The sequence below is a fragment of the Providencia heimbachae ATCC 35613 genome, from assembly GCF_001655055.1.
GTDB classification, from domain to species: Bacteria; Pseudomonadota; Gammaproteobacteria; order Enterobacterales; family Enterobacteriaceae; genus Providencia; species Providencia heimbachae.
Genome location: NZ_LXEW01000015.1, coordinates 95,566 through 118,615 on the forward strand (window position 1 = coordinate 95,566; position 23,050 = coordinate 118,615).

The 23,050-nt window shown below is 38.2% G+C and carries 24 protein-coding genes; 10 read left to right on the forward strand and 14 right to left on the reverse strand.

The genetic code is table 11. The annotated features are described in order from the left end of the window. The first annotated feature begins 271 nt into the window (after window positions 1-271). A complete protein-coding gene (locus M998_RS04305; protein WP_068907709.1) occupies window positions 272-1,447 on the forward strand; it encodes a hypothetical protein in 1,176 nt (391 codons plus the stop codon). Window positions 1,448-1,503: 56 nt separating this feature from the next. Here the strand turns inward: M998_RS04305 and M998_RS04310 are convergent, their stop codons facing one another. After that, window positions 1,504-1,770: a DUF2798 domain-containing protein gene (locus M998_RS04310; protein ID WP_068442421.1), complete on the reverse strand. Its 267-nt coding sequence runs from the start codon at window positions 1,768-1,770 to the stop codon at window positions 1,504-1,506. Window positions 1,771-2,087: 317 nt separating this feature from the next. Between M998_RS04310 and M998_RS04315 the strand changes: the two genes are divergently transcribed. Next, complete coding sequence (locus M998_RS04315) at window positions 2,088-2,786, forward strand: GNAT family N-acetyltransferase (protein WP_068907711.1); 699 nt, start codon at window positions 2,088-2,090, stop codon at window positions 2,784-2,786. Window positions 2,787-2,791: 5 nt separating this feature from the next. Here M998_RS04315 and dmsD read toward each other — a convergent pair whose 3' ends face one another. The 4 genes from dmsD to dmsA form a co-directional block, all read right to left on the reverse strand. Further along, window positions 2,792-3,412: a Tat proofreading chaperone DmsD gene (dmsD, locus tag M998_RS04320; RefSeq protein WP_068442416.1), complete on the reverse strand. Its 621-nt coding sequence runs from the start codon at window positions 3,410-3,412 to the stop codon at window positions 2,792-2,794. Between the two features lie 81 nt (window positions 3,413-3,493). Beyond that, window positions 3,494-4,351 (reverse strand): DmsC/YnfH family molybdoenzyme membrane anchor subunit, encoded by an 858-nt coding sequence (locus tag M998_RS04325; RefSeq protein WP_068907713.1) that lies wholly within the window; start codon window positions 4,349-4,351, stop codon window positions 3,494-3,496. 1 nt (window position 4,352) lies between these two features. Beyond that, window positions 4,353-4,970 (reverse strand): DMSO/selenate family reductase complex B subunit, encoded by a 618-nt coding sequence (locus M998_RS04330; RefSeq protein ID WP_068442410.1) that lies wholly within the window; start codon window positions 4,968-4,970, stop codon window positions 4,353-4,355. An 11-nt stretch (window positions 4,971-4,981) separates the two neighbouring features. Continuing rightward, window positions 4,982-7,426, reverse strand: coding sequence for a dimethylsulfoxide reductase subunit A (gene dmsA / locus M998_RS04335; RefSeq protein ID WP_068907715.1), 2,445 nt, complete (start codon window positions 7,424-7,426; stop codon window positions 4,982-4,984). A 669-nt stretch (window positions 7,427-8,095) separates the two neighbouring features. Between dmsA and rhaB the strand changes: the two genes are divergently transcribed. From rhaB to rhaM, 6 genes are all read left to right on the forward strand, one after another. Then, complete coding sequence (gene rhaB, locus M998_RS04340; RefSeq protein WP_068907717.1) at window positions 8,096-9,544, forward strand: rhamnulokinase; 1,449 nt, start codon at window positions 8,096-8,098, stop codon at window positions 9,542-9,544. A 45-nt stretch (window positions 9,545-9,589) separates the two neighbouring features. Continuing rightward, window positions 9,590-10,840, forward strand: coding sequence for an L-rhamnose isomerase (locus tag M998_RS04345; RefSeq protein ID WP_068907719.1), 1,251 nt, complete (start codon window positions 9,590-9,592; stop codon window positions 10,838-10,840). Window positions 10,841-10,850: 10 nt separating this feature from the next. Then, window positions 10,851-11,672 carry a rhamnulose-1-phosphate aldolase gene (rhaD, locus tag M998_RS04350; protein WP_068442400.1) on the forward strand — a complete coding sequence of 274 codons (822 nt, stop codon included), beginning with the start codon at window positions 10,851-10,853 and terminating at the stop codon, window positions 11,670-11,672. A gap of 73 nt (window positions 11,673-11,745) precedes the next feature. Continuing rightward, window positions 11,746-12,780, forward strand: a complete 1,035-nt coding sequence (gene rhaT, locus M998_RS04355; RefSeq protein WP_068442397.1) for an L-rhamnose/proton symporter RhaT — start codon at window positions 11,746-11,748, stop codon at window positions 12,778-12,780. Between the two features lie 41 nt (window positions 12,781-12,821). After that, entirely contained in the window at window positions 12,822-13,973 is a 1,152-nt protein-coding gene (gene fucO, locus M998_RS04360; RefSeq protein ID WP_068907721.1) for a lactaldehyde reductase, read from the forward strand. Between the two features lie 11 nt (window positions 13,974-13,984). Then, a complete protein-coding gene (gene rhaM / locus M998_RS04365) occupies window positions 13,985-14,299 on the forward strand; it encodes an L-rhamnose mutarotase (RefSeq protein WP_068907723.1) in 315 nt (104 codons plus the stop codon). Window positions 14,300-14,336: 37 nt separating this feature from the next. On the opposite strand, the gene M998_RS04370 is transcribed toward rhaM, so the two are convergent. The 9 genes from M998_RS04370 to M998_RS04410 form a co-directional block, all read right to left on the reverse strand. Continuing rightward, on the reverse strand, window positions 14,337-15,188 hold the full coding sequence (locus tag M998_RS04370) for a helix-turn-helix domain-containing protein (RefSeq protein WP_068442385.1): 852 nt from the start codon (window positions 15,186-15,188) through the stop codon (window positions 14,337-14,339). 42 nt (window positions 15,189-15,230) lie between these two features. Beyond that, on the reverse strand, window positions 15,231-16,040 hold the full coding sequence (gene rhaS / locus M998_RS04375) for an HTH-type transcriptional activator RhaS (RefSeq protein WP_068907725.1): 810 nt from the start codon (window positions 16,038-16,040) through the stop codon (window positions 15,231-15,233). Window positions 16,041-17,860: 1,820 nt separating this feature from the next. After that, the gene (locus M998_RS04380; protein WP_068907726.1) at window positions 17,861-18,328 is read right to left on the reverse strand and encodes a DUF1643 domain-containing protein; all 468 of its coding nucleotides are present in this window, start codon (window positions 18,326-18,328) and stop codon (window positions 17,861-17,863) included. A gap of 638 nt (window positions 18,329-18,966) precedes the next feature. Beyond that, the gene (locus M998_RS04385) at window positions 18,967-19,539 is read right to left on the reverse strand and encodes a cytochrome b/b6 domain-containing protein (RefSeq protein ID WP_068907728.1); all 573 of its coding nucleotides are present in this window, start codon (window positions 19,537-19,539) and stop codon (window positions 18,967-18,969) included. Window positions 19,540-19,884: 345 nt separating this feature from the next. Continuing rightward, a complete protein-coding gene (locus M998_RS04390) occupies window positions 19,885-20,073 on the reverse strand; it encodes a hypothetical protein (RefSeq protein ID WP_068907730.1) in 189 nt (62 codons plus the stop codon). Window positions 20,074-20,264: 191 nt separating this feature from the next. Then, window positions 20,265-20,540 carry a hypothetical protein gene (locus M998_RS04395; RefSeq protein WP_068907732.1) on the reverse strand — a complete coding sequence of 92 codons (276 nt, stop codon included), beginning with the start codon at window positions 20,538-20,540 and terminating at the stop codon, window positions 20,265-20,267. Continuing rightward, complete coding sequence (locus M998_RS04400) at window positions 20,524-20,745, reverse strand: hypothetical protein (protein ID WP_068907733.1); 222 nt, start codon at window positions 20,743-20,745, stop codon at window positions 20,524-20,526. The genes M998_RS04395 and M998_RS04400 overlap by 17 nt, the downstream gene beginning before the upstream one ends. After that, window positions 20,732-21,151 (reverse strand): DUF5681 domain-containing protein, encoded by a 420-nt coding sequence (locus M998_RS04405; RefSeq protein ID WP_068907735.1) that lies wholly within the window; start codon window positions 21,149-21,151, stop codon window positions 20,732-20,734. Before M998_RS04405 ends, M998_RS04400 begins: the two co-directional genes overlap by 14 nt. Before the next feature lie 37 nt (window positions 21,152-21,188). After that, window positions 21,189-21,377 carry a hypothetical protein gene (locus M998_RS04410; RefSeq protein WP_068907737.1) on the reverse strand — a complete coding sequence of 63 codons (189 nt, stop codon included), beginning with the start codon at window positions 21,375-21,377 and terminating at the stop codon, window positions 21,189-21,191. A 642-nt stretch (window positions 21,378-22,019) separates the two neighbouring features. Between M998_RS04410 and M998_RS04415 the strand changes: the two genes are divergently transcribed. After that, window positions 22,020-22,439: a hypothetical protein gene (locus tag M998_RS04415; protein ID WP_068907739.1), complete on the forward strand. Its 420-nt coding sequence runs from the start codon at window positions 22,020-22,022 to the stop codon at window positions 22,437-22,439. Between the two features lie 69 nt (window positions 22,440-22,508). Continuing rightward, on the forward strand, window positions 22,509-22,880 hold the full coding sequence (locus M998_RS04420; protein ID WP_068907741.1) for a hypothetical protein: 372 nt from the start codon (window positions 22,509-22,511) through the stop codon (window positions 22,878-22,880). The last annotated feature ends 170 nt before the right edge of the window (window positions 22,881-23,050 follow it).

Sequence of the window (23,050 nt, forward strand, 5' to 3'; positions counted from 1 at the left end):
TGAGTAGTTAAACAACGATTACAAATACTACTAATAGAGTATTTATTGTTAAATTGATTTAGATCAAATGTTACAATTTGAAAGATTATTAAATATTGATGATTAAAAATGAGGGAATTTAAGTTAAGTAATTAAATTTAAGGATTACCCTCTAACCTCTGGCATCATAACAACAAATACCTTTATTAAAATATCATTTCTTGCAAGATTTAGATAATAAATGAATATAATATTAATTAAAAGATTCGTTAATATTTTTCAGGTGATAAATATGCCATTAATTCAATCGCAAAATAATACGTCAAAGTCATTAGCAACTACAAATATAGGCAGCATCAATAAAATACCAAAAAATTGGTTACTACCAAAAAATAATTTAGTAGATACAATAAGTTTAAATAATATAAAAGATAAACTACCCGCCCTAGAATTTAGCGAACCAGAAATAACAGAAATCAACGAACTTAATGATTTAAAAAACACTATTAAAGATAAAATCCTCAATATAACGCAGAATCGATTTCCTGATAAAAATGAACACTCAATGGTGGCAATATATGGCTTCAGTCACCAACAACTCGCTACCTATGAATTTATTAAATCCATAAAACCAAATGCAAATGTCGAAACGATCGCTAAATTTAATCGCCAATTGGGCCTTGTAAAGCGTGATTTTGATCCTGATTATTTTTCAAAACCGTATCTTTATCGATGTCTAAAACAACTTTTGGATGACCTTACTTTTGCTCTCAGCCAAGTCCCTCAATGGAGTAATAATAAAGAAGATGTTTACTTCTCTTATTGGAAAAACATCCTAAATGAAAATAAACATAAAACTGATATTTTCAATTACATTGATAGCAAAGAAATAACTATTGATGAAAAAACCATATTATTGAAAAAATTGATCGTTAAAAATACACCCGATTCAGTCGATGCCGATAAACTAGAAAAATTTATAATTGAGAATAACATTCTCGATTGCAGATCTCTATCTGACATGATGAATAAACTTCATGAACTCTATACATATAAAAAAGACACTTTATTTAGTAATACTATTGGTTTACTTGAGTTAATCCAAAATCATTTTTTTCGAAATACCAGTAAGCTTGGACTTAAATTTTTTAACGACATCAATGCCTCTGTCATTATGGCATGGAATAGTGACTATGAGAGTTCCCTTTCATTAGATAAAATCAACCAAAAAGAGTATAAAAATGGCAATAGACGTTCATTTGAGAATAAAGGTGTGGTTGAACCTATTACTTACTCAGAAATAAGATATTTAGATAAAAAATCGAATATATTCAATGATAGTATGGCAAGGATGATATTAACTCAAGACCAAGACAAAATTGCATTTTCCCTTGGATTAAAAAACCAATGGGGTATATATCAGCAACAAGAATTTAAGATCCAACCAAAAAATAAATTTAACTCATAAAGTTATAAGTCTCAGAGTCACTTATTTATGCCATCCTCTATTGGATGGCATAATAACTAATTAGATTTAACCAACATTAAAGAAACTCGTCTTGCAATAGGCAATACAAATAATACAGTCGGAAATGCAATCATCCACGAAAGACCCCAGGAACTGAGCCAAGGCGTTAAAACATCAGATGTAAAACCTAATGCTCGAATCGTGCTAATTAAAGCAACGATACCACTCATGACAAGGGATAAAAAGAAAGGAACAAGAAAAATCATTGCTCTAGCAGGAAATTTAGGAATACCTAAAACGTAGTTTTTATCTTGGTATGACATCAGAGACTCCATAATTAAACGGTACGCACAGCACATAACTGTTAGTACAAAAAAGTTATATGCGTTGATTAACGTAAACGCTTACGAGTCTTTAAGACCAATCGCGAGTTATTCTATAATCAGTGTCTTTTTTGTCAACGCCTAACTTAAGAAATTATTTATTATATGAGTCTGAATAAATTGGTATCACAACTATCTTTCGGCAAAATTTAACTTTATTCAATTGGCCCTTCACACTCTAGCTAAAGTGGGTCTTTCCACTCGATTATTATTAGAATATTGTAGTAAAACAATCACCATTCGAGGGGTAAATAACGATGCAGTATAAAAATGAATTTGGACAACCTGTAGGCCAGTTATTAGAAAATTGGCTACCAAGACCATCGCCAGAAAGAATTTGTCTTGATGGTGATTACTGCCAAGTTGAGCCCCTGTCGTTAGCGCATGCTGAAAGTTTATATTCTTCCTTTTCTCAGTTAACGGACACTCGAAATTGGACATGGTTGCCTAATGAAGCACCTCGTGATCTATCTGAATATAAAGTGTGGATAGAAACACAATGTCAAAAAAATGACCCTTTGTTTTATACAATAAAAGATAAAAAAACCAATCAGTATATTGGTGTATTTGCCCTAATGAGAATAGATGCAATAAATGGTGTTGCAGAAGTGGGACACGTACACTTTTCACCATTATTAAGCGGCAAAACCATGGCAACTGAGGCGCATTGGCTATTGATGAAATACCTATTTGATATTTTAGGTTATCGACGCTATGAGTGGAAATGTAATAGCTTAAATGAACCTTCTCGCCGTGCTGCTTTACGTCTTGGTTTCCAATTTGAAGGACGATTCAGAAATGCACTCGTCGTGAAAGGCCGAAATCGTGATACAGATTGGTTTTCAATCATTGATTCCGAATGGCCTGCAATTAACCAATCAATAAAATCATGGCTATCACCGACCAATTACACCAAAGACGGTAAACAATTAAAATCGCTTATTGAGTTTCGATAAGCGTTTTATGCATGATAATAAATTAACTTTTTATCCGCTTCAATATTCAATAATTGCTGCCAACCTGTTAGCGTCAAAGACGCTAATTGGGCAAGGCTAGTATAGAACGGTGAATGCGCTTGTTTTTGCATTTTATCTAAATACAAAAAACCCCAAGGAAAAATATGTTGCCCCAATAATTCTGAGAGTTTTTCAGGATTATGTTCCGCAACCCAGGCCACCATCATCAAAAGTAAACCGAAATGGTCTTCAGGCTCATTCTGCGTTAAATGAATATCAATATGGTTCTCTTTCATCCATTCACGCAGTTGTAATGTAGAGCCTCCAAAGAGCACATTTTCTTTATCGAGCCACACTGATCCCCAAGGGGGTGATGGTAATGCGTAGGGACCGATAAATAGGCGTTGATAAGCCTCATTTAAGGTTTCATTATCATCGCGATGTATCGTTGCCATTTTAGCTGCAATCGCTTGTTTTTGCGCCATGGAACCGTAATGCCAATCAGTCACCCACTCACCTGATCCCAGTAATGTAATAATATCGGGCACTTGCTCTGGTGAATAATAAAATACTGCACCCAGTATCCGAGCCGTTACAGAAATATCATTTAAAGTGTGTTCGTTCATGGTGTGTAATCCATTGCTTATTTTTAATAAAAAGCTATAAAAACAAGGCTTAGTAACCTTCTGCTAAGCCTTGTTATTAATTTAACTCACAGCCATACCGACTGTCATATGTAAACCGTAAAATACGCCGCGCCCTATAATCTCACCAGCCAGTACTAACAAAACACCCACCCCTAAACTCAGTACAGAGGGATTACGTTTTGCAATCATTGGCATGATCCAACACCCTAGCCCCATAGCAACTGCCACAATTTTGATATCCATTAAGAAACCATAATTAGGCACTAAATCTGTGGCTCTTTGCACAGATGTTTCTATGCTTGCTAAATCAAAACCTTGAGAAATTGCTACCGCAGCACTCGCTAATAAAGCAATCACGCTGATAGCCGGAACACGGCGAATACACTGCAAATCAAATCCGGCAACACGCATTAACAATGCAGCCAAAATAGGACCGCCTAGGAATGCCGTTAACACAAAGTTAAACATGGTGTAATGGTTATTCCATGTTGGCACTGTCGAAATTTGGTAGACACGGAATGTCGCTACCACAAAAACAATTGCCAATACCGCAACCACTACTAGCCATAGTTTTCCAAGTGCAGCTGGCATTTTGTTTAATACCGCTAATAGCCAATACAAGCCGCCTAATGCAAAGAACAGTGCTCCACTGGCAATTTCATTACTCAGTGAAGAAGTGCCTAGGCGATTAAACGCATTGAATGCACGCAATGGTGTGCCCATATGCAGAGTGGATAATAGGAAACCAATCCCCATTAAGAGCCACAAACCAAATAGGCTATAATGCACTTTACGATTCAGTTCAGGGGATAATTTTCCGCTTAACAGTACCGCCGCCATCACAACAAATGCACCTGCAACACTTTGACCAATGACGGTAAAAAACATCAATGGCCATTCATGAATTCCCGCACCCATATTAAACTTCCTCCGGGTTAGCCAGATGTCCTGTCGTATCACCGACAGGTTTACTATTGGCATTCAGTTTTAAAACAATATTCGGATGGGTATATTCCGCTGAGGGTAATGGGGCTATCTCAGATAAATTGCCATATTTAGCGCGAAGTTCTTCAATCGGCGCCATATCCAATGCTCGCAATGGGCAAGATTCCACACAGATCGGTTTTTTACCTTCAGCAACTCGCTCATAGCAACCATCGCACTTGGTCATGTGGCCTTTAACTTGATCAAACTGAGGAGCACCATAAGGGCAAGCCATGCTGCAATAGCGGCAACCGATGCACACCGCCTCATCCACAACAACAAAACCATCTTCACGTTTATGCATCGCGCCACTTGGGCATACTTTCGCACAAGCAGGGTCATCACAGTGGTTACACGAAATTGACAAATAATAAGCAAAAACATTTTGCTTATAGACACCGTCTTGCTCCGTCCAATCCCCTCCAGCATATTCGTAAATTCGGCGAAAATTCACTTCAGGTGATAAATTTTTAAAGTCTTTACACGCTAACTCGCAGGTTTTGCAGCCAGTGCAACGACTTGAATCGATATAAAAACCATATTGCGTTGACATAACTGACATCCTTAAACTTTCGTAACTTCAACGAGATTAGAATGCGATGGATTCCCTTTCGCCAATGGCGATGGACGCTGAGTCGTCAGAACATTAATACTTCCCGCGTGATCCACTCTATTTCCATCTGGGTCATACCAAGCCCCTTCCCCCAAACCAACCACGCCGGGTAAAATACGCGGTGTCACTTTGACTTTGACACGAACTTCGCCTCGGTCATTATATATACGGACTAAATCCCCCTGTTTCAGGTCACGTTTAGCCGCATCTTGTGGGTTGATCCATAGCTCTTGAGGGCAAGCCGCTTTCAAAACATCGACATTGCCATAAGTTGAGTGGGTACGTGATTTATAGTGAAAGCCTGTTAGCTGTAATGGGAATTTTTCCATTAATGGGTCGCCATATTGCTCAAAACCCACCGAATAAACTGGCAATGGATGGATCACATCCCCTTCATCCAGCTCCCATGTATTTTGCAGTTCAGCTAATTGCGCAGAATAGATCTCTATTTTGCCTGATGGCGTTGTTAACGGGTTCGCGACTGGGTCTTCACGAAAGCTTTGGTAAGCCACATGATGACCTTTAGGATCGCGTTTTTTGAAAATACCTTGAGCTCTGAATTCTTCAAATGTTGGCAATTCCGGTAATGCTTCGCGGGATTGCTCATACAGATGACGCAGCCATTCTTCTTGGGTTCTATTTTCGGTAAATTGTTCGCCAACCCCCATACGTTTCGCAATTTCACTCGTCATTTCATAGATATTGCGACTTTCAAAACGCGGTTTAATGGCTTGATCCGCAAAAATTACATACGCCATATTCCCTGCGGATGCATCCAAACAGAAATCCATTTGCTCAGATGCGGTGCAATCTGGTAGTAAAATATCGGCATATTTCGCCGATGCAGTCATATGGTTATCAATCACCACGATCATTTCGCACTTCGATTCGTCTTGCAGAATATCGTGAGTACGGTTAATTTCTGAATGTTGGTTAACTAAGCAGTTACCCGCATAGTTCCATACCATTTTAATAGGCACATCCAGTTTATCTTTACCTCGAACACCATCACGCGTTGCCGTCATTTCCGCGCCACGCAAGATAGCGTCTGTCCACATAAACATCGAAATACTGGTTTGCACTGGGTTAGTTAGGGTTGGCATACGCTCAAATGGAATGCTGTACGAACCTTCGCGTGCCCCAGTGTTACCGCCGTTAATACCAATATTTCCTGTTAAAATAGCCAGCATGGCAATAGCGCGAGAAGTTAATTCACCATTAGAGCTACGCTGAGGCCCCCAACCTTGCACGATATAAGCGGGTTTGGCCGCCCCAATTTCGCGAGCCAATTTGACAATGCGATCTGCTGGAATTCCCGTAATTGCAGCCGCCCACTCCGGCGTTTTCGCTTGACCGTCTGCGCCATCACCCAAAATATACGCTTTATAGTGAGCATTTTTAGGCTCACCCGCCGGCATGGTCGTCTCATCATAGCCAACACAATATTTATCCAAAAATGGCTTATCGACTAAATCCTCGGTGATCATCACATAAGCAATCGCATTCACTAACGCAGCATCAGTACCCGGACGAATAGGGATCCACTCATCTTCGCGCCCAGCCCCCGTATCAGTATAACGAGGGTCGATGATGATCATTTTCGCATTGGATTTTTCACGAGCTTGTTCCACGTAATAAGTGACCCCACCACCACTCATTCGAGTTTCACCGGGATTATTACCGAACATCACCACTAACTTAGCGTTTTCGATGTCTGATGGGCTATTACCATCTGCCCAGCCACCGTAGGTATAATTCAAACCCGCGGCAATTTGAGCGGTGCTGTAGTCACCATAATGGTTTAAGTAACCGCCACAGCAATTCATTAAGCGAGCAATTAAGGTTGATCCTGGTGGCCATGAACGTGTCATTGTGCCACCTAACGTCCCCGTACCATAATTGAGGTAGATTGACTCATTACCATAGTCTTTGATTAAGCGTTTCATGTTGTTAGCGATGGTGTCATAAGCCTCTTCCCAACTCACCCGCTTAAATTTACCTTCACCTCGTTTCCCCACACGCATCATCGGATAACGCAAGCGGTCTGGGTTATAAACACGACGGCGCATTGAACGTCCACGTAAACAAGCACGTACTTGGTGCAGTTCTTCATAGACATCATTGCCAGTGTTATCGGTTTCGACATATTTGATTTCACCGTCGACAACATGCATGCGTAATGGACAGCGACTACCACAGTTTACGGTGCATGCACTCCATACAACTTTTTCATTGTCTGTTAGTGCGGGTGTTTTTTGCTCGGTCTCTGCTAATGTACTGAAAGGCAGCGTAAATCCCCCAGCTGCCGTTGCTAAACCCGTTATGGTTCCTGCTTTAACAAATCCTCGACGGGTAAGAGGAGCAAAACCAACGGCTTTCTCTTTTATATTGGCCATATATAACTCGCTCACTTAAATTGCAATAGACTAAAAAGGATATGAAACCTATTCTCTAACAGGCAGATTAGGATAGGAGCAAGTCACTGATAGTTAATGACCTTACTGTCCATAAAATGCGAAATGAGAATTTTTTATTAAATGAATAGTATCAATCATGAAATTTGATAGGTTGTTTTATGTCAATAAATATATTGATATAGTGTCCACTTATCCTAATATGACGCAGCTATAATTCAATTTCAGTCCTAGCACCTACAAATGCCAATATAAAAAAACTCGACGAACTCAAACCCAAACCATAAATATTCTAAAATTCGCTATTCCTAGTATAAAAACCAATAATTTTCATAGATCAAGCATAAATAAATCAAATAGAAAGGATTCGCATTAATATTCTCATTAAGTAAATTACGCATATATAAATATTTTTATGTTGTGCTTTCCGCATTAAAAATAAAATTAATAATATTCATCAAAAATTCATGAACAGGTTTATTCGTATATTTAATTTTATTAAACAATACGATGTTATTCCTGAACTGTGAATAACATCACTGTGACTTTGAATATATCGCCATTTTTATTTTTAAATGGCGCTAGGCCAAACGCGATTATTTTTTTCAACCTTTATTATTTAGCGATAAATTAAGTAATAGAGATTAAATCATGAATATTCGCCATGTTGTTGCTATTGATTTAGGCGCTTCTAGCGGTCGAGTGATGTTGGCTAGCTATGATGTTACTAATCAAAAACTATCTTTAGATGAAATCCATCGTTTTACTAATCATTTAATTATGGAAGATAACCATTGCTATTGGGATCTGGATGACCTTGAATCCCAAATACTTGTTGGTTTACATCATATAGCACAGTCTGGCATCACAATTGACAGCATTGGTATCGACACTTGGGGAGTTGACTTTGTCCTACTTGATCATGAAGGCAACCGTATTGGTCGCAGTTATTCCTATCGCGATCATCGCACTCAAGGTGTTATGGAACAAGTTCAATCCGAGTTGGGTATCCAAAGTATCTATCAAAAAACAGGGATCCAATTTTTACCTTTCAATACGTTATACCAATTAAAAGCACTACAACAATCTAATCCTCAAATACTAGAACAAGCCCAGCATCTATTATTAATTCCAGATTATTTGTCATACCGTTTAACGGGAAAAATTAACCATGAATATACCAATTCATCCACTAGCCAACTGGTTAATTTACAGACAGGCCGTTGGGATGAAGATTTAATTAATTATTTGCAATTACCTTCTCATTTATTCGGTGAGATTAAACAACCAGGTAATACGATTGGATTTTGGAAAACACCTCAAGGACATAATGTTCCTGTTATCGCAGTCGCTAGCCATGATACGGCAAGCGCGGTTATCGCTGCGCCACTAATTAATGATAACAGCGCTTATTTAAGCTCAGGAACTTGGTCTTTAATGGGTTTTGAGCGCTCAACCCCTTGTATTTGTGATAATGCTTTTTCTGCCAACATCACGAATGAAGGCGGTATAAATGGATATTACCGAGTACTAAAAAACATTATGGGATTATGGTTATTCCAGCGCATTTGTCTTGAGCACAACGTGCAAGATATTGATAATCTTATTCAATCCGTCGAAGCTATTACACCATTCACCTATCTCATCAATCCTAATGATCCTCGATTTTTAAACCCAGAATCGATGAGCCTCGCAATTAAAGATGCTTGTCAGGAAAATCAACAACCTATACCAAATACGATTGCTGAACTGACTCGCTGTGTATTCGATAGCTTAGCTTTGCTCTATCGACAAGTTTTCCTTGAATTACAACATATCAATAAATCGCCATTACAAAAACTGCATGTTGTGGGTGGCGGAAGTCAAAATGCTTTACTCAATCAACTGTGTGCAAATACTTGCGGGATCCCTGTTAGTGCAGGTCCTATTGAAGCCTCCACCTTAGGAAATATTGGGTATCAATTAATTGCTCTGAACGATATCCCAGATGTATCAACTCTTCGGAAAATTATCGCCAAAAATACCGCGCTTCGTTGGTTTAAACCACAAAACCTTTCACTTGATGCACCTTGGAAACGATTTAAAACCATTACGGATTAACGGATGTTATTTACCGTATCTCGCTAAGTTATAAGGAAACATTTTATGTCTAGTTACAAAGAAAGTTATCTTGTTGCCAAACAACGGTTTGCCGATTTAGGTATTGATACCGAACTTGCGATGCAAGCAATGGCAGATTTACCTGTTTCAATGCACTGCTGGCAAGGGGATGACGTTGCTGGATTTGAAAAATCAGCAACTGCACTAAGCGGGGGTATTCAAGCTACGGGAAACTACCCCGGAAAAGCAACCAATGCAACCGAACTACGAGCTGATATGGATAAAGCAATGAGCTTAATTCCAGGACCTAAACGCGTTAATTTGCATGCGCTTTATTTAGAGGCCGATACCGCTGTTGAGCGTAATGAAATAGAACCACGCCACTTTGCTAATTGGGTCGATTGGGCTAAAAAAAGCCAGTTAGCCCTTGATTTTAATCCTTCTTATTTCTCACATCCTCTCAGTAATGAGGCAACACTGACTCACAGTAATAAAGAAATTAGGGATTATTGGATTGGTCATGGCCAAGCATGTCGTCGTATTTCTGCCTATTTTGGTGAATCGTTAAACAACGCTTCTGTGATGAATATTTGGATCCCTGACGGCATGAAAGATATCCCTGTCGATCGCTACGCACCTCGCCAGCGTCTAGTGGAATCGCTAGATGAAATAATCAGTGAGAAAATTGATATTAAATACCATATAGATGCAGTTGAAAGTAAGTTATTTGGTATAGGTGCCGAGTCTTACACCGCGGGTTCAAGCGAATTCTATTTAGGCTATGCCATCACACGAAAAACCGCCCTTTGTCTAGATGCTGGACACTTTCATCCAACGGAAGTGATTTCTGACAAAATTTCAGCCGTGATCCCTTATGTTGAGCGCTTATTGCTGCATGTCAGCCGCCCTGTTCGCTGGGATAGCGACCATGTCATTCTCCTTGATGATGAAACACAAGCCATCGCTAATGAAATCATACGCCATAACTTGAAAAACCGAGTACACATTGGACTCGATTTCTTTGATGCATCAATCAACCGTATTGCAGCTTGGGTTATTGGTACTCGGAATATGAAGAAAGCCTTACTTCGTGCGCTGTTAGAACCAACTGCAAGATTACGCCAATTAGAAATCGATCGCGATTTCACCGCTCGTCTTGCACTACTGGAAGAACAAAAATGCCTGCCATGGCAAGCCGTTTGGGATGAATATTGCGAACGCAATAATGTCCCTGTTGGCGAAAAATGGCTGACTGAAGTTAAACAATACGAAAATTCTATATTATCAAAACGTTAAGGTAAATTGTATGCAAGATATTCTCGCATCTTGGTTTGTGCAAGGAATGAAGAAAGCCACCAATGATATGTGGCTTAAAGGTTGGGATGAGCGCAATGGCGGTAATGTTAGTTTACGGTTGACCGAAGACGATGTTATGCCATTTAAACACGCTTTTCATGCCGAGCCACGTTATATTCAAGCGACTGAGCCAGTAAAAGAACTCGCAAATCAATATTTTATTGTTACCGGATCTGGTAAATTTTTTCGTAATGTCGCACTCGATCCCGCTGATAACTTAGGCCTTGTCCGTATTGATAACGAAGGCCATGGTTATCATATTGTTTGGGGTTTTGTGAATGGTGCAATCCCAACCTCTGAATTTGCCGCTCATTTCCAATCACATATTACACGTATGCAAGTCACTGATGGTAGTAACCGGGTCATCATGCATTGTCATGCCACCAATATTATTGCACTCAGTTATGTACTACCTCTCAATAGTGCATCCTTTACCCGCAATCTATGGGAAATGAGCACAGAATGTTTGGTGGTATTTCCTGATGGCATTGGTGTGTTGCCTTGGATGGTTCCGGGAACAGATGGGATCGGTTTAGAAACGGCAAAACAAATGAAACTACATGGTTTAGTGTTATGGCCATTCCACGGTATTTTTGGCTCAGGGCCAACTCTCGACGATGCTTTTGGCTTGATTGATACCGCTGAAAAATCCGCTGAAATTCTAGTAAAAGTACTTTCAATGGGAGGTAAGAAACAAACAATTTCAACCGAAAATTTGATTGCGCTTGCTAAACGATTCAATGTCACACCAATGCCTGATGCATTGAAATAAACCTGTTTCTCTGTGGATGTCGATTAGCTTTCCACAGAGAAATTAAAACGAGAATAACAGTGAGGGATAGTTCATGGGCAGTGGAATTTTACTCGGTATTTTCTGGCATTTTGTCGGGGCAGCCTCAGCAGCCTGCTTTTACGCACCATTAAAGAAAGTAAAAAATTGGTCATGGGAAACCATGTGGTCTATCGCAGGTATTTTTTCGTGGATTATTTTACCTTGGACCATCAGCTATATTTTACTTCCTGATTTTTGGGCTTACTACAGCTCTTTTAGTGCAAATATTCTGATCCCCGTATTTCTATTTGGCGCAATGTGGGGAGTCGGAAATATTGGCTATGGCCTTACTATGCGCTATTTAGGAATGTCGATGGGGATAGGAATTGCCATCGGTATTACCTTAATTGTCGGTACCTTAATGACGCCGATTATTCAGGGAACTTTTGGTGAGTTAATTGCCTCTACAGGCGGAAAGCTAACTATTTTAGGTGTATTAGTTGCCGTGGTTGGTGTCGCAATTGTTTCCTATGCGGGACTACTTAAAGAAAAAGCCACCGGTGTACAAGCTGAAGAATTTAACCTTAAAAAAGGGTTATTACTTGCCGTCATGTGCGGTGTTTTTTCTGCGGGGATGTCATTCGCGATGAGCGCAGCGGTTCCAATGCATGAAGCTTCAGCAGCACAAGGCGTTTCTTCTCTTTATGTCGCATTACCGAGCTATGTCATCATCATGGGTGGTGGCGCACTTGTTAACTTAGGTTACTGTTTTATTCGATTAGCTTATCGTCAGGATATCTCTTTAAAAGCAGATATTTCCGTTCCTAAAGTTTTGTTAATTAGCAATATCTTATTTGCCATTCTTGGTGGCGGCATGTGGTATTTCCAATTCTTTTTCTATGCATGGGGCCATGCAAATATTCCATCGCAATACGGATTTATGAGCTGGATGTTACACATGAGCTTCTATGTTCTTTGCGGCGGTATCGTTGGCTTAGTACTCAAAGAATGGAAAGGTACGGGTAAAAAACCCGTCCGAATCTTATGTCTCGGTTGTTTAGTGATTATCCTCGCGGCCAATATTGTTGGCTTAGGTATGGCAGCTTAATGCTAATGCATTTTTCAGTTTAATTTATTTGGAGATCATTCATGACTCATAGAATGGTATTAAACGAAACCTCATACTTTGGTGAAGGAGCGATTACTCACCTCGTAGAGGAAATTCAGAAACGTCGATTTAATAAAGCATTAATTGTTACAGACAATGACCTTGTTAAATTTAAAGTCGTCGATAAAGTAACCCAATTATTGGATAACGCTCTATTAGACTATGACATTTATGATGCAGTTGTTCCTAATCCTTCAATTGATACTGTCCAACAAGGACTTAAGCGCTTTAAAGAAGTTAATGCAGATTATCTGATAGCTATCGGTGGAGGCTCTCCACAAGATACCGCAAAAGCCATTGGCATCATATTCAATAATCCACAATATAACGATGTGGTCAGTTTAGAAGGTGTTGTACCAACTCAAAAGCCCGCGGTACCCATTATTGCCATTCCAACAACCGCGGGAACAGCAGCTGAGGTAACAATTAACTATGTAATAACCGATACAAAACAATGTCGTAAATTTGTTTGTGTCGACCCACATAGTATCCCAATTGTTGCAATTATCGACCCATTGATGATGGCATCAATGCCACCGAGCTTAAAGGCGGCAACAGGCGTTGATGCTTTAACACATGCCATCGAAGGTTATATCACCAAAGGGGCTTGGGAGCTCACTGATGCATTGCACCTCAAATCCATTGAATTGATTGGCCGTTCATTAAGGCAATCCGTAAAAGGAGATGCTCAAGCCGTCGAAACCATGGCACTTGCTCAATACATTGCAGGGATGGGTTTTTCAAACGTCGGTCTTGGGCTTGTTCATGGCATGGCTCACCCTCTCGGGGCTTTTTATAATACACCTCATGGTGTCGCTAACGCTATTTTATTGCCGCATATCATGGCTTATAACGCTGATTTTACTGATGAAAAATACCGTGAAATTGCTCGTTCAATGGGTGTCGAAAATGTGGATTCCCTTTCACTAAAACAGGCGAGAGACTCTGCTATTAACGCAGTTTTTACTCTCAATAAAGATGTTGGGATCCCTGAAAAATTACGCGAAATTGGAATGAAACAAGAAGATATTCCTTCTCTTGCCCAAGCGGCATTCAATGACGTTTGTACAGGCGGTAATCCACGGAATGCGACATTAGAAGAAATAGCCGAACTATATCAAGCAATTTATTAGAGGGTAGCCTTATGATAAAGAAAGCTTTTGTTATGCAAATCACTTCTGGCGCTCATCAAGAATATCAGCGCCGGCACGAGGATATTTGGCCTGAATTAGCGCAAACACTTAAAGCTCATGGAGCACACCATTATTCTATTTTTTTAGATAAAAAAAAGAATTTACTCTTTGGCTATGTTGAGATTGAATCAGAAACTCGTTGGGATGATATTGCTAACACAGAGGTTTGCAAAAAATGGTGGAAATATATGTCAGATATTATGCCATCCAATCCTGATAACAGCCCGATAAGTAATGAGTTAACACCTGTTTTTTACTTAGATTAACCGCAAATCATAGAGTGTTAGTGTATTCACTATCACTCTATTTTTTAATTTGGAGAAAGTCGCGTCGATAAGCGCTCGCTGTCATATTCATTTTTTTGTGAAATACAGCAGAGAAATAATTACTGTCTTCATAACCACACCGCCCAGCAATTTCACTAATAGATAACGTCGTACTACGCAATAACAATGCAGCCTGACATAAGCGCAATTGCTGCAAGTATTCCATTACTGTCATCCCTGTTTTAGCTTTAAATAATCGATGTAATGAACGCGCTGAACACATCTTCTCTTGGGCAAATTTTTCTAATGAAAAAGGTGCATTAATGCTTAAATTTAAACAAGTAAGCAATTGATCCATCTGATGCAATGAACTGATTTTGCCTTCTTCAGGCTGACAGCGTAAGCGATAAATAGAAATAGCCAGTTGCAAAAATAGTGCTTCACACAAATGTATCGAGGGAATATCCGGTTTTTGACATTCTTGTGCTATTTTTTCAATAGTAGGTGTTAACGTCGATAAGCTTGAAGGAGGTAATTTCCAATGTCGAGAAAACTTTAATCCATGCTCTAACAGGATATATTTTTCAATTGCGTGTTTAATCAGAAATGCATTTGGTTTATACAGTACATTGATCAATTTTAAATTATTTACCGAATGATAACCATGGCAATCATCGGCATTAATATAAAACAGATCACCACAAGTAATAGGAAAATCATTGCCATTCCAAGTATGTAATCCATTTCCTGAAAATACGATAACAAGCTCATTAAAATTATGGTCATGAATAACAAAATCCTCCTGAAAGTCACGCGTTTCTATCGTAACTGTATTTTCAGGCCTAATAAAATAATCGCTACTATTGAGTGATAATATTTTTTGTTTCATGAGCACCTCAAAGAAGAGTAAAAACAATCATTACTCGCTTTTTTAGTTAGTGCAATGGCGCAAGTCACGGGGCGTGATGCTATACTCATTTTTAAATCGAGTTGAAAAATAAGCGCTATCATTAAAACCACTTTCTAATGCAATATCGGTAATACGCTTATCTGTAAATCTGATTTGATAATAAGCCTCAGATAATCTCAATTTGATCAAATAATTTTGCGGCGTAACCCCTAGCGTATTTTTCATATAACGATGAAATGTGCGCAATGAAATGGAAAATTGAGCCGTTAAACTCCCCCAGTCAATTTCTTCGGTATAATTTGCATTTAGCCACCTTAGCATTTGAATAATTCGCTGTTCATTATTTCCTTCGCCAGTATGATGATAACGCCCTTCTTGTAAATTTACGATTAACTGCAAAAAAAGACTTTCTTTATAGACTGGATCTGAATCATCACTTTCATTAAGTTTATCAATAATTTCTTGTGCTTTTTCATAATATAATTTACTTAATAACCAATGAGAAATGTTCTTCTCTGTGTCTGTAGGAAATAAATGGTTAATATTATTTAAATAAGTAAAACTTGAATCAGAGCGATACAGCACATTAGTTAAGTTTAAATTAGCGACATTTTCAAATAAATGATAATCACTTGATTTTATATAACACACCATCCCTGGACATAATGTGTAAGGTCGCCCATTGAGTACATGGGTTCCAATCCCTTGAGTTACGAGGAAAATCTCACTAAAATCATGGGTGTGTTCTGGAAAAATAGGCTGAGGTATTCTAGGCTCTACAGCAATATGCTGTTGTGGCGTCGTAAAAAAATCTTCACTATATAACCTCATGAAAACTCCCCCTAGATAGCACGTTACCTGTATAAACCAGATATTGATGGATTTATTTACAATATGCCGCATGTCAATATCCTTAAGATCCATTCTAGTGATCCAATCTAAAATAACCTTGAAATTACTGCCACATCACCATTGATTACTGGCAAATTATCAAGAGTCCTTAGGTAAATATACAAAATGTGACCTTAGCCACATGAGATATTAAGTGGGTTTCGTTAAGAGTTTATATTGTTTCACGGTGTAGAGATTATGATTACCACGATGCTTTGATTATCCTGAGCTATAACAATCAATACTTATCAATCTACTGGCATAAAAACAGACTAATTTTCTAGCATTAAAAATGGCAATCAACAAAGTAATAACCTAGTTCGAAAATTAAGACTCGTTATTTCTGTATTAACCGATTTAATTTTTATGGGACGTTTAAAATTAGATAACAATGATGAAATTAATGTATATGGCATATATCCTATATGTTTACTAATAGTATAGGATATGAGAAAAAATTAAACGTCAATAGTAATACCGGAACATGGTCGGTTGGAGGTGAATATATCATGACTAACCTATTCAGTTTAAATGACATAAACTTTAATCTAATCTTATCCAATGATATCGGTGGATTCTAGGATAAGGACTATAGAGAATTATCATTTGTATTTATAAATAATATCTCACTGGCATTAGAACCCCTCTATTAATATTTATGATAATCGAGTAAAAGCCAAAGCTGAGATTGGCTATCTATCTAGCGAAAATACTCATGGTATCGGCTTAACATTAGGAATTAGATAATCTCGGCATTAATGCGACTACTTAAACCAATAAATCAGCAATATTGCATATAGGACGATTGTATAGATTTAGAAAGACGTTAGTAGACTTCGGTAGAGTGAGGTTTCGCTAGAATGCTTGATTTAACTGGGATTAGGAGACTCTAATAGACTTGATTGGAAGTGAAGATGGCGGAGGAGAGAACCATACAAAGCACTTATTTGATTGATACTTAATAGTTATTTAAATTCTAACTTTCATTCTATACAAATTTCTATACAACCAAGATCATTGCTAGGCTGTTTTTGATGCCTGTTCTTTCTTGTCTCAATAAATTATCGTGATTGCAAAAATACCATCAATTAGTAATTTCATTGCAGATAATGAAACACCGACCAGAAATAACCCTACCCGTAACCTCCCCGTCTTTTTCACTGCCTCCGTTTCAAACGGAACTATAGCAACCTAAAAATATTTTTCATCTGATAGGCTACTCTCTTTAAGAGGTGCGGTTAATTTGCACACATCAATATGAGTTGTACAAAATAGAGCTAGATAGGCTGCCCACAAATAGTAGGTAGGTTTAAACTGCCCCGACAATTTCGGGTTAGCTGAACCACTTATCTTTAAGAGTTTCAGTTGTGAACTATGCCAATAATATTGGGTTAGTTTAAAGAGGAGAAATAGCCTATTTACCGTGAGCTATAAGGCTAAAATTTCAGGACCTAATAAATACAGAGAAATATACCATTAGATCAACAAAAAATGCCTTATAGCGTTGACGTTTCGTTGACGTAATATTTTAACTGTAACCACCTTGTAAGCCTTGCTACCTCTGACCTTGAAAAGCTTTTATTCATGATCAATTCGGACTTATAGAAATTAATTTGTATAAGGGTGATTTTCGATAACGTCAAACGTATAGGCAAGCCCACCAGCGTAATGTCAACGATTTCTAAGACTTTAGGTCAACGTAACATCAAAATTGGTGCTCTTAATGTCAATATTGACCTATATCAGTATTAATTAATCGCTCATAACTTTTTCAGTTTGGTTTCACTATGAATATAAAGGGGATGCTTTGGCTCACCCGTTTTATTTAGCTCTAAATAATATAATTTGTTAGATAAAAGTGATCTTATCTCAGCAGAACGCCCCTTAAACCTTCCATGATTGCCCCATGAGGCAACTATTTTATCTACTTTCTCGGCATGAGATAACAAAATAGCATCATTATCACTGCCAATAGGGTCTAATGCTTTGAACATTTCTTTTGGTTTAGTTGCTCGATAGGCAAATAAATTACACATACATAAACCACCATATCCCCACATCTTAGAAAAATTAATACAGCGGGTGATAGTGTTATCGTTTATTTCATGATCGGCATAAGAGGGGTTTAAGCCAATAAACATAATGCTAGGTTTAGTGTTATCCCATATTCGCCAAAGGTCATATCTGTATAGCTCATCTTTTGATATATGCGCGCTTTTGATTTCCATTATGTTTTCTCCTATTTAATACTACATGAGGGATAATCCCGTATGTGGGTATAATTTATTGATTATACTTGATTTTGTTAAATCGACAGAATCAAAATACAACTGACCACTTGAAACTTTAGCGTAACCTTAGTGTTAGTTTCCATTTGCTAAAGTGCGTTTTCACTGGAAATCATTATGGAAACCTCGCCGTATTCTCGCCCTGATTCCTTACCGTAACCTTAGCGTTATCAGCTTAACCCTCACCGTAATCTCACCGTTAAAACTTCCCGTAATCTTGCCGTAGTCGTTGCTGCCGCTACCTATCTTTCCCTCATTAACGAGGGTAACATCAATTTTTAAATTTTGCGGCAACGCTTAGGTGTTATTTATAAAGTCGTAGATAATAGCTTGATATAACAATTAGTTGCTAACTGAATTTACTCTGAGTTATCTATAAATTAATAATCATAATATCTATAAACTTCTTGATTTGGTTCCCTCATTGATGAAGGTAGCACAATGTAAGTAGTTGATTTCATCGGTAACGCATATTTGCGTCACGGTAACTTATCGGCATCTATAGATTTACAACAAAATATCATTCAATACATATGGGCGACTAATCACCCATATTGTCTATAAGGTATTAAGTAAATCTATTTATTTTTACTTTTTTTCCAAATTACAAAATGAATAACCCCTAAACCACCGTGACCATAAATATAAATCTCAATTAAAATGGTGAGTGATTTATGAATGCTTCTAGCCTCTAAAGCGAGCGGAGACTGCTGTAGCCATAGAATGAACCAAGCAATGCCCGACAAAATAACAATTGATAAAGCGCCTAATCCCAACCCTTGAACTGTTGCGGCGAGTCCTTTAGGAGAGCTATCTGGTAGTTTTTTAGCTAAAAGAGAGCTTATATCTTCTTTGATTTGCTTAAAGTCGCCCCAGAGATAAGGATAAAAATATCTAAGGCCGTGCTGGTTAAAACACGATACGACTAAAAATAACGTCAAGAAAAAAAGTACAAAGCCTGAAACAATATGAATCCAAGTGAATAAATAAGCCTCATCAAAAAAAGGAAGAACTATTGACTTTGTTCCCGTCATCCAATTACTAACAATAATTTGCGATATCACTAAAAGTAGAATCAACACATGTAAAATTCTTATTCTTTTAGTCTGATACAAACCGAAAAAATCCCAAATCGATTTAAATATGCTCACAATGTTTCACCTTTTTTATAATCTTTCGCACGGACACAATTTAATAGCTTATAACACGCTTATTTATGGCTTTAAGTCCTAGCCGTAGAATATTTTATATGAAATATAGCTCACATCTACCAGTTAATTGCGACCATCCTTTTAAGATGATTACATTTATAGTTTTAAGATGTGTTTATTTTCAGTGTGGGATTAATACTCAAAGGACAAATTTGCCCTGCGCTTGTCGCAATGCTTATTTGCATTGTGGTTACTTTTATCTCATGTCCATGATTAGAATATTGCCAGCCAGTGACGAGCCTCCAATTTCAGAGCCTCATGTCTCCTTGATTTCAAGGCAACCTATTATCGTTTCGGTGCTGGCTTAGTCCATTGGTAGGTTGGTGCGGTCATTCTCCGCCTGTGACGCTCTTTAGCCTGTATTGTCTGGGCTACACCTATTCTAATTGCTAACCTATCGCGTCCATTGAGTGATTGCCCTTGCTGGTGGGCTAACTCCATCATAACGGATTCTATTGCTTCACGCTGTAACATGGCTTTACCTCAAAGGTGTGATTATCGCTATATCTTGATTGTGCTTAATTGAAATAAACCAAAGTGACGGTCTCGACAGAATCAAATAGTTACCAATGTGAATAGTATCAATTTACTGCGTACCTATTGCGTACCCATTTAATTTTGGACGGTGTTTAGAAATTTGTTTGACGTGATGTCAGGTTCTAATGTCAATTTTTGACAATAATAGCGGCAATGTTATCGTCCTGTTCTTTCGTGCTATCAGGACACGGTGAAAAGAGCTGCTTTAGTTCTTCGCTTGCAGGGAAAGTATAGCCGGTACGCTTATGTAGTTGTTTGACTATTTTCTCTGCTGTACCTTCGGGTTTGATTTCTGCTATCTCGTCCATAATAGCCTTAATCACCATAGAATCGGCGTTTTCGCCCGTAACGCCATATTGCTTAATCATCGTTTTAATCTGTTTAATTCTAACCTTCGTGCTCATAGGTTCGCCTCTCGTCATCATCTAAGTATATTTCTGTTACTGATTCCCTTGTTTTCATATCGTAAAGCGTATGCCCTGAATAGAATAACTCGCCTGTTTCTTTATTTTTTTCAACCGCCATTAGTTTAATTGCTGTAATCCTATCATCAGGTTTAATAACTGATATTTGCTCTCGAATCTGCTTTAACGTATTACGAATTGTCATTTTTAATCTCTTCCATCGCTTCTTTCAGTGCCTCAACTTCACGCTGTAAACTCTCAACCTCGATAATCTTAGAAGCATCAGCAATGCCCTTTAAAATAACGGTTCCCACATCTGGCGGCACTAATCCCTGACTTATAGCCGATACAACGCTTAATGCTGCGCTCGATAGGTCTGTGGTGTCACAAAGAAATTCGACAGGCTGAATAGTAGATTTCGAAACAGGGTCGCAACGGTCAGCCCATATTTTTAAGCAGGTAGCATCACCGCTTTCAATACCTGAAAGGATCGCTTTAATCGCTTGCGGAGTCATATCCATTAGATTACGCCTTATTTCAGCGCCTTTGCTTGGTCTACCTGACGGATTACCTGATTGCCCTTTTTGCCACCTTGTCGGGTGCTTGCTCATTTACTTACCTCTTACGATAAGCCATCCAGAAAGTAATTCACCGAACGGCATCGACTTGTTTTTCCATTTGATTAAGCGCGGAATCTACTAAGCCTCTCGCTATAGCGTTAATTGTCGGTGCTAGGTTCAGTGGTGATTTGTCTTTCTCAGCATCCTGAATAGCTCGGATTCTTTCCATTTGTGTCATCGTTAACATCACTGGTTTAAAGTTAGGGTTATAGGCCATTATCATTACCTCACACTCATCATTTCATAATTAGCAATAATTATATTTATTATCCCATTTATAGCAATGATATGAGCGATAAATGTTTGAGGGGTATTCTCTTTTTAGAGGTGTCACCGTGGTTTCTTGCTGGTACCATTTTGATACGTTATTACCGTGAGTCTTTCTGATGACAAAATAACTACACCGTGTTTTTAGTATGGGTTAGCTGTACTTGCTAATATTTAGCTGCTTTGGCTAAAGCCACTAATTTGCGGTTTTAATATGAGAGCTTCATTTCAAGCCGTCCTCAGCGTCAAGAGTAGCATTTCAACTGTCACCCTTTCTGACTATGGCCATAATCACAATCGTTAACCTTCCTCAGTTTTGAGGGCACTGTTTCTATTGATAAATACAGGCTCAAAAATGAGCCGATTGATTCTATTGGTAAAAATAGACTGCGCTCAAATTTGAGCTTTGCCATGTATTCAGTCAGTTACAAGGCGCAATAATACGCTTTGCTTGTTTTACAGTAAGTTACTCTAACTTTAAGTTATGGAATTACTCATTCAAGCCACCAGCAATTTTATATTTTTTTATCTGTATAACACTGTTATACGCTGATATAATGAGCGCTCACTGAGTCAATAGCGGACTATTTTCATGAGTAAATCTAATCTTATCGCCTTTCGTCTACCTGCTGAACTGCAAGCCCTGTTTAATGATGCCGTGTCGAACTCTGGTACCGATAAAACAGCGTGGATAGTCTCAGCCATCAAAGAGAAGTTAAACCGCCCTGACAGTAATCCTGACGCTCGTATTTTATCGCTAGTGGAACGCCTAGAATCGTCTGTGGCGTCTTTAATTGCTGGTAAGGCAGATATCCCACCGTATACCTATAATGAGTCTGCTGTCGTTTCTGTAGTTAATTTGGTGCTATCGGAAGGCATAGATAACGGGCGCATTATCGCTGAACGAATTAACGAGGCTGGCTATCAAACTAAAGGCGGCAAAGCGTGGGATAAAGATATTTATTCTGCATGGAAACGACACAAAGATATCTTAAACAAGTTGAATTTCTGATTTTTATAAGAGAGTATTTTCCTAAATCATCCATTACTTGAACATATACAACCATTTAAGAGATTTGAAATGAATAATACTGAAATCTATGGACTTGAAAAAATAAATAATGCCTATCGTTTGCGATTGCACGAGATTGAATCTTGTCATTCATCAGGGGAAAGAATTGCTCGGGTAATGGCTTGGAATGCTTTTATCAATGACCAAATTAGCTTAGATGATAGTAACTCTTCAACTAATAAAGTAGCCAACTTAAAGTATATGGAATCAATTGAGCTTAATGACGGTGATATTGGCATAAGTAAGCCAGAGTTTATTAACTATTTTTTTGATGAAACTTGCGTTATCAACAAAAGGGTCACTCTAAAGAAAATTAAATTTGTATTTTACTTATTTCTTGCTTTAGCTGCTTACGGAATTTACGCCATCTTTTTTAAATAAAATCAACATCCGTAGTTGCGCTTATCAACATCAAAGATAGTAATTTACTTGCGCACGATACCTTATCAAAACTTATCATCTCGTGCGCAATTTACCGATACATTCCGATACATATCAAACCACCAAAAATGGCTAATTTTTATTAAGTTTAACCTCTAGTTTTCCCTAGT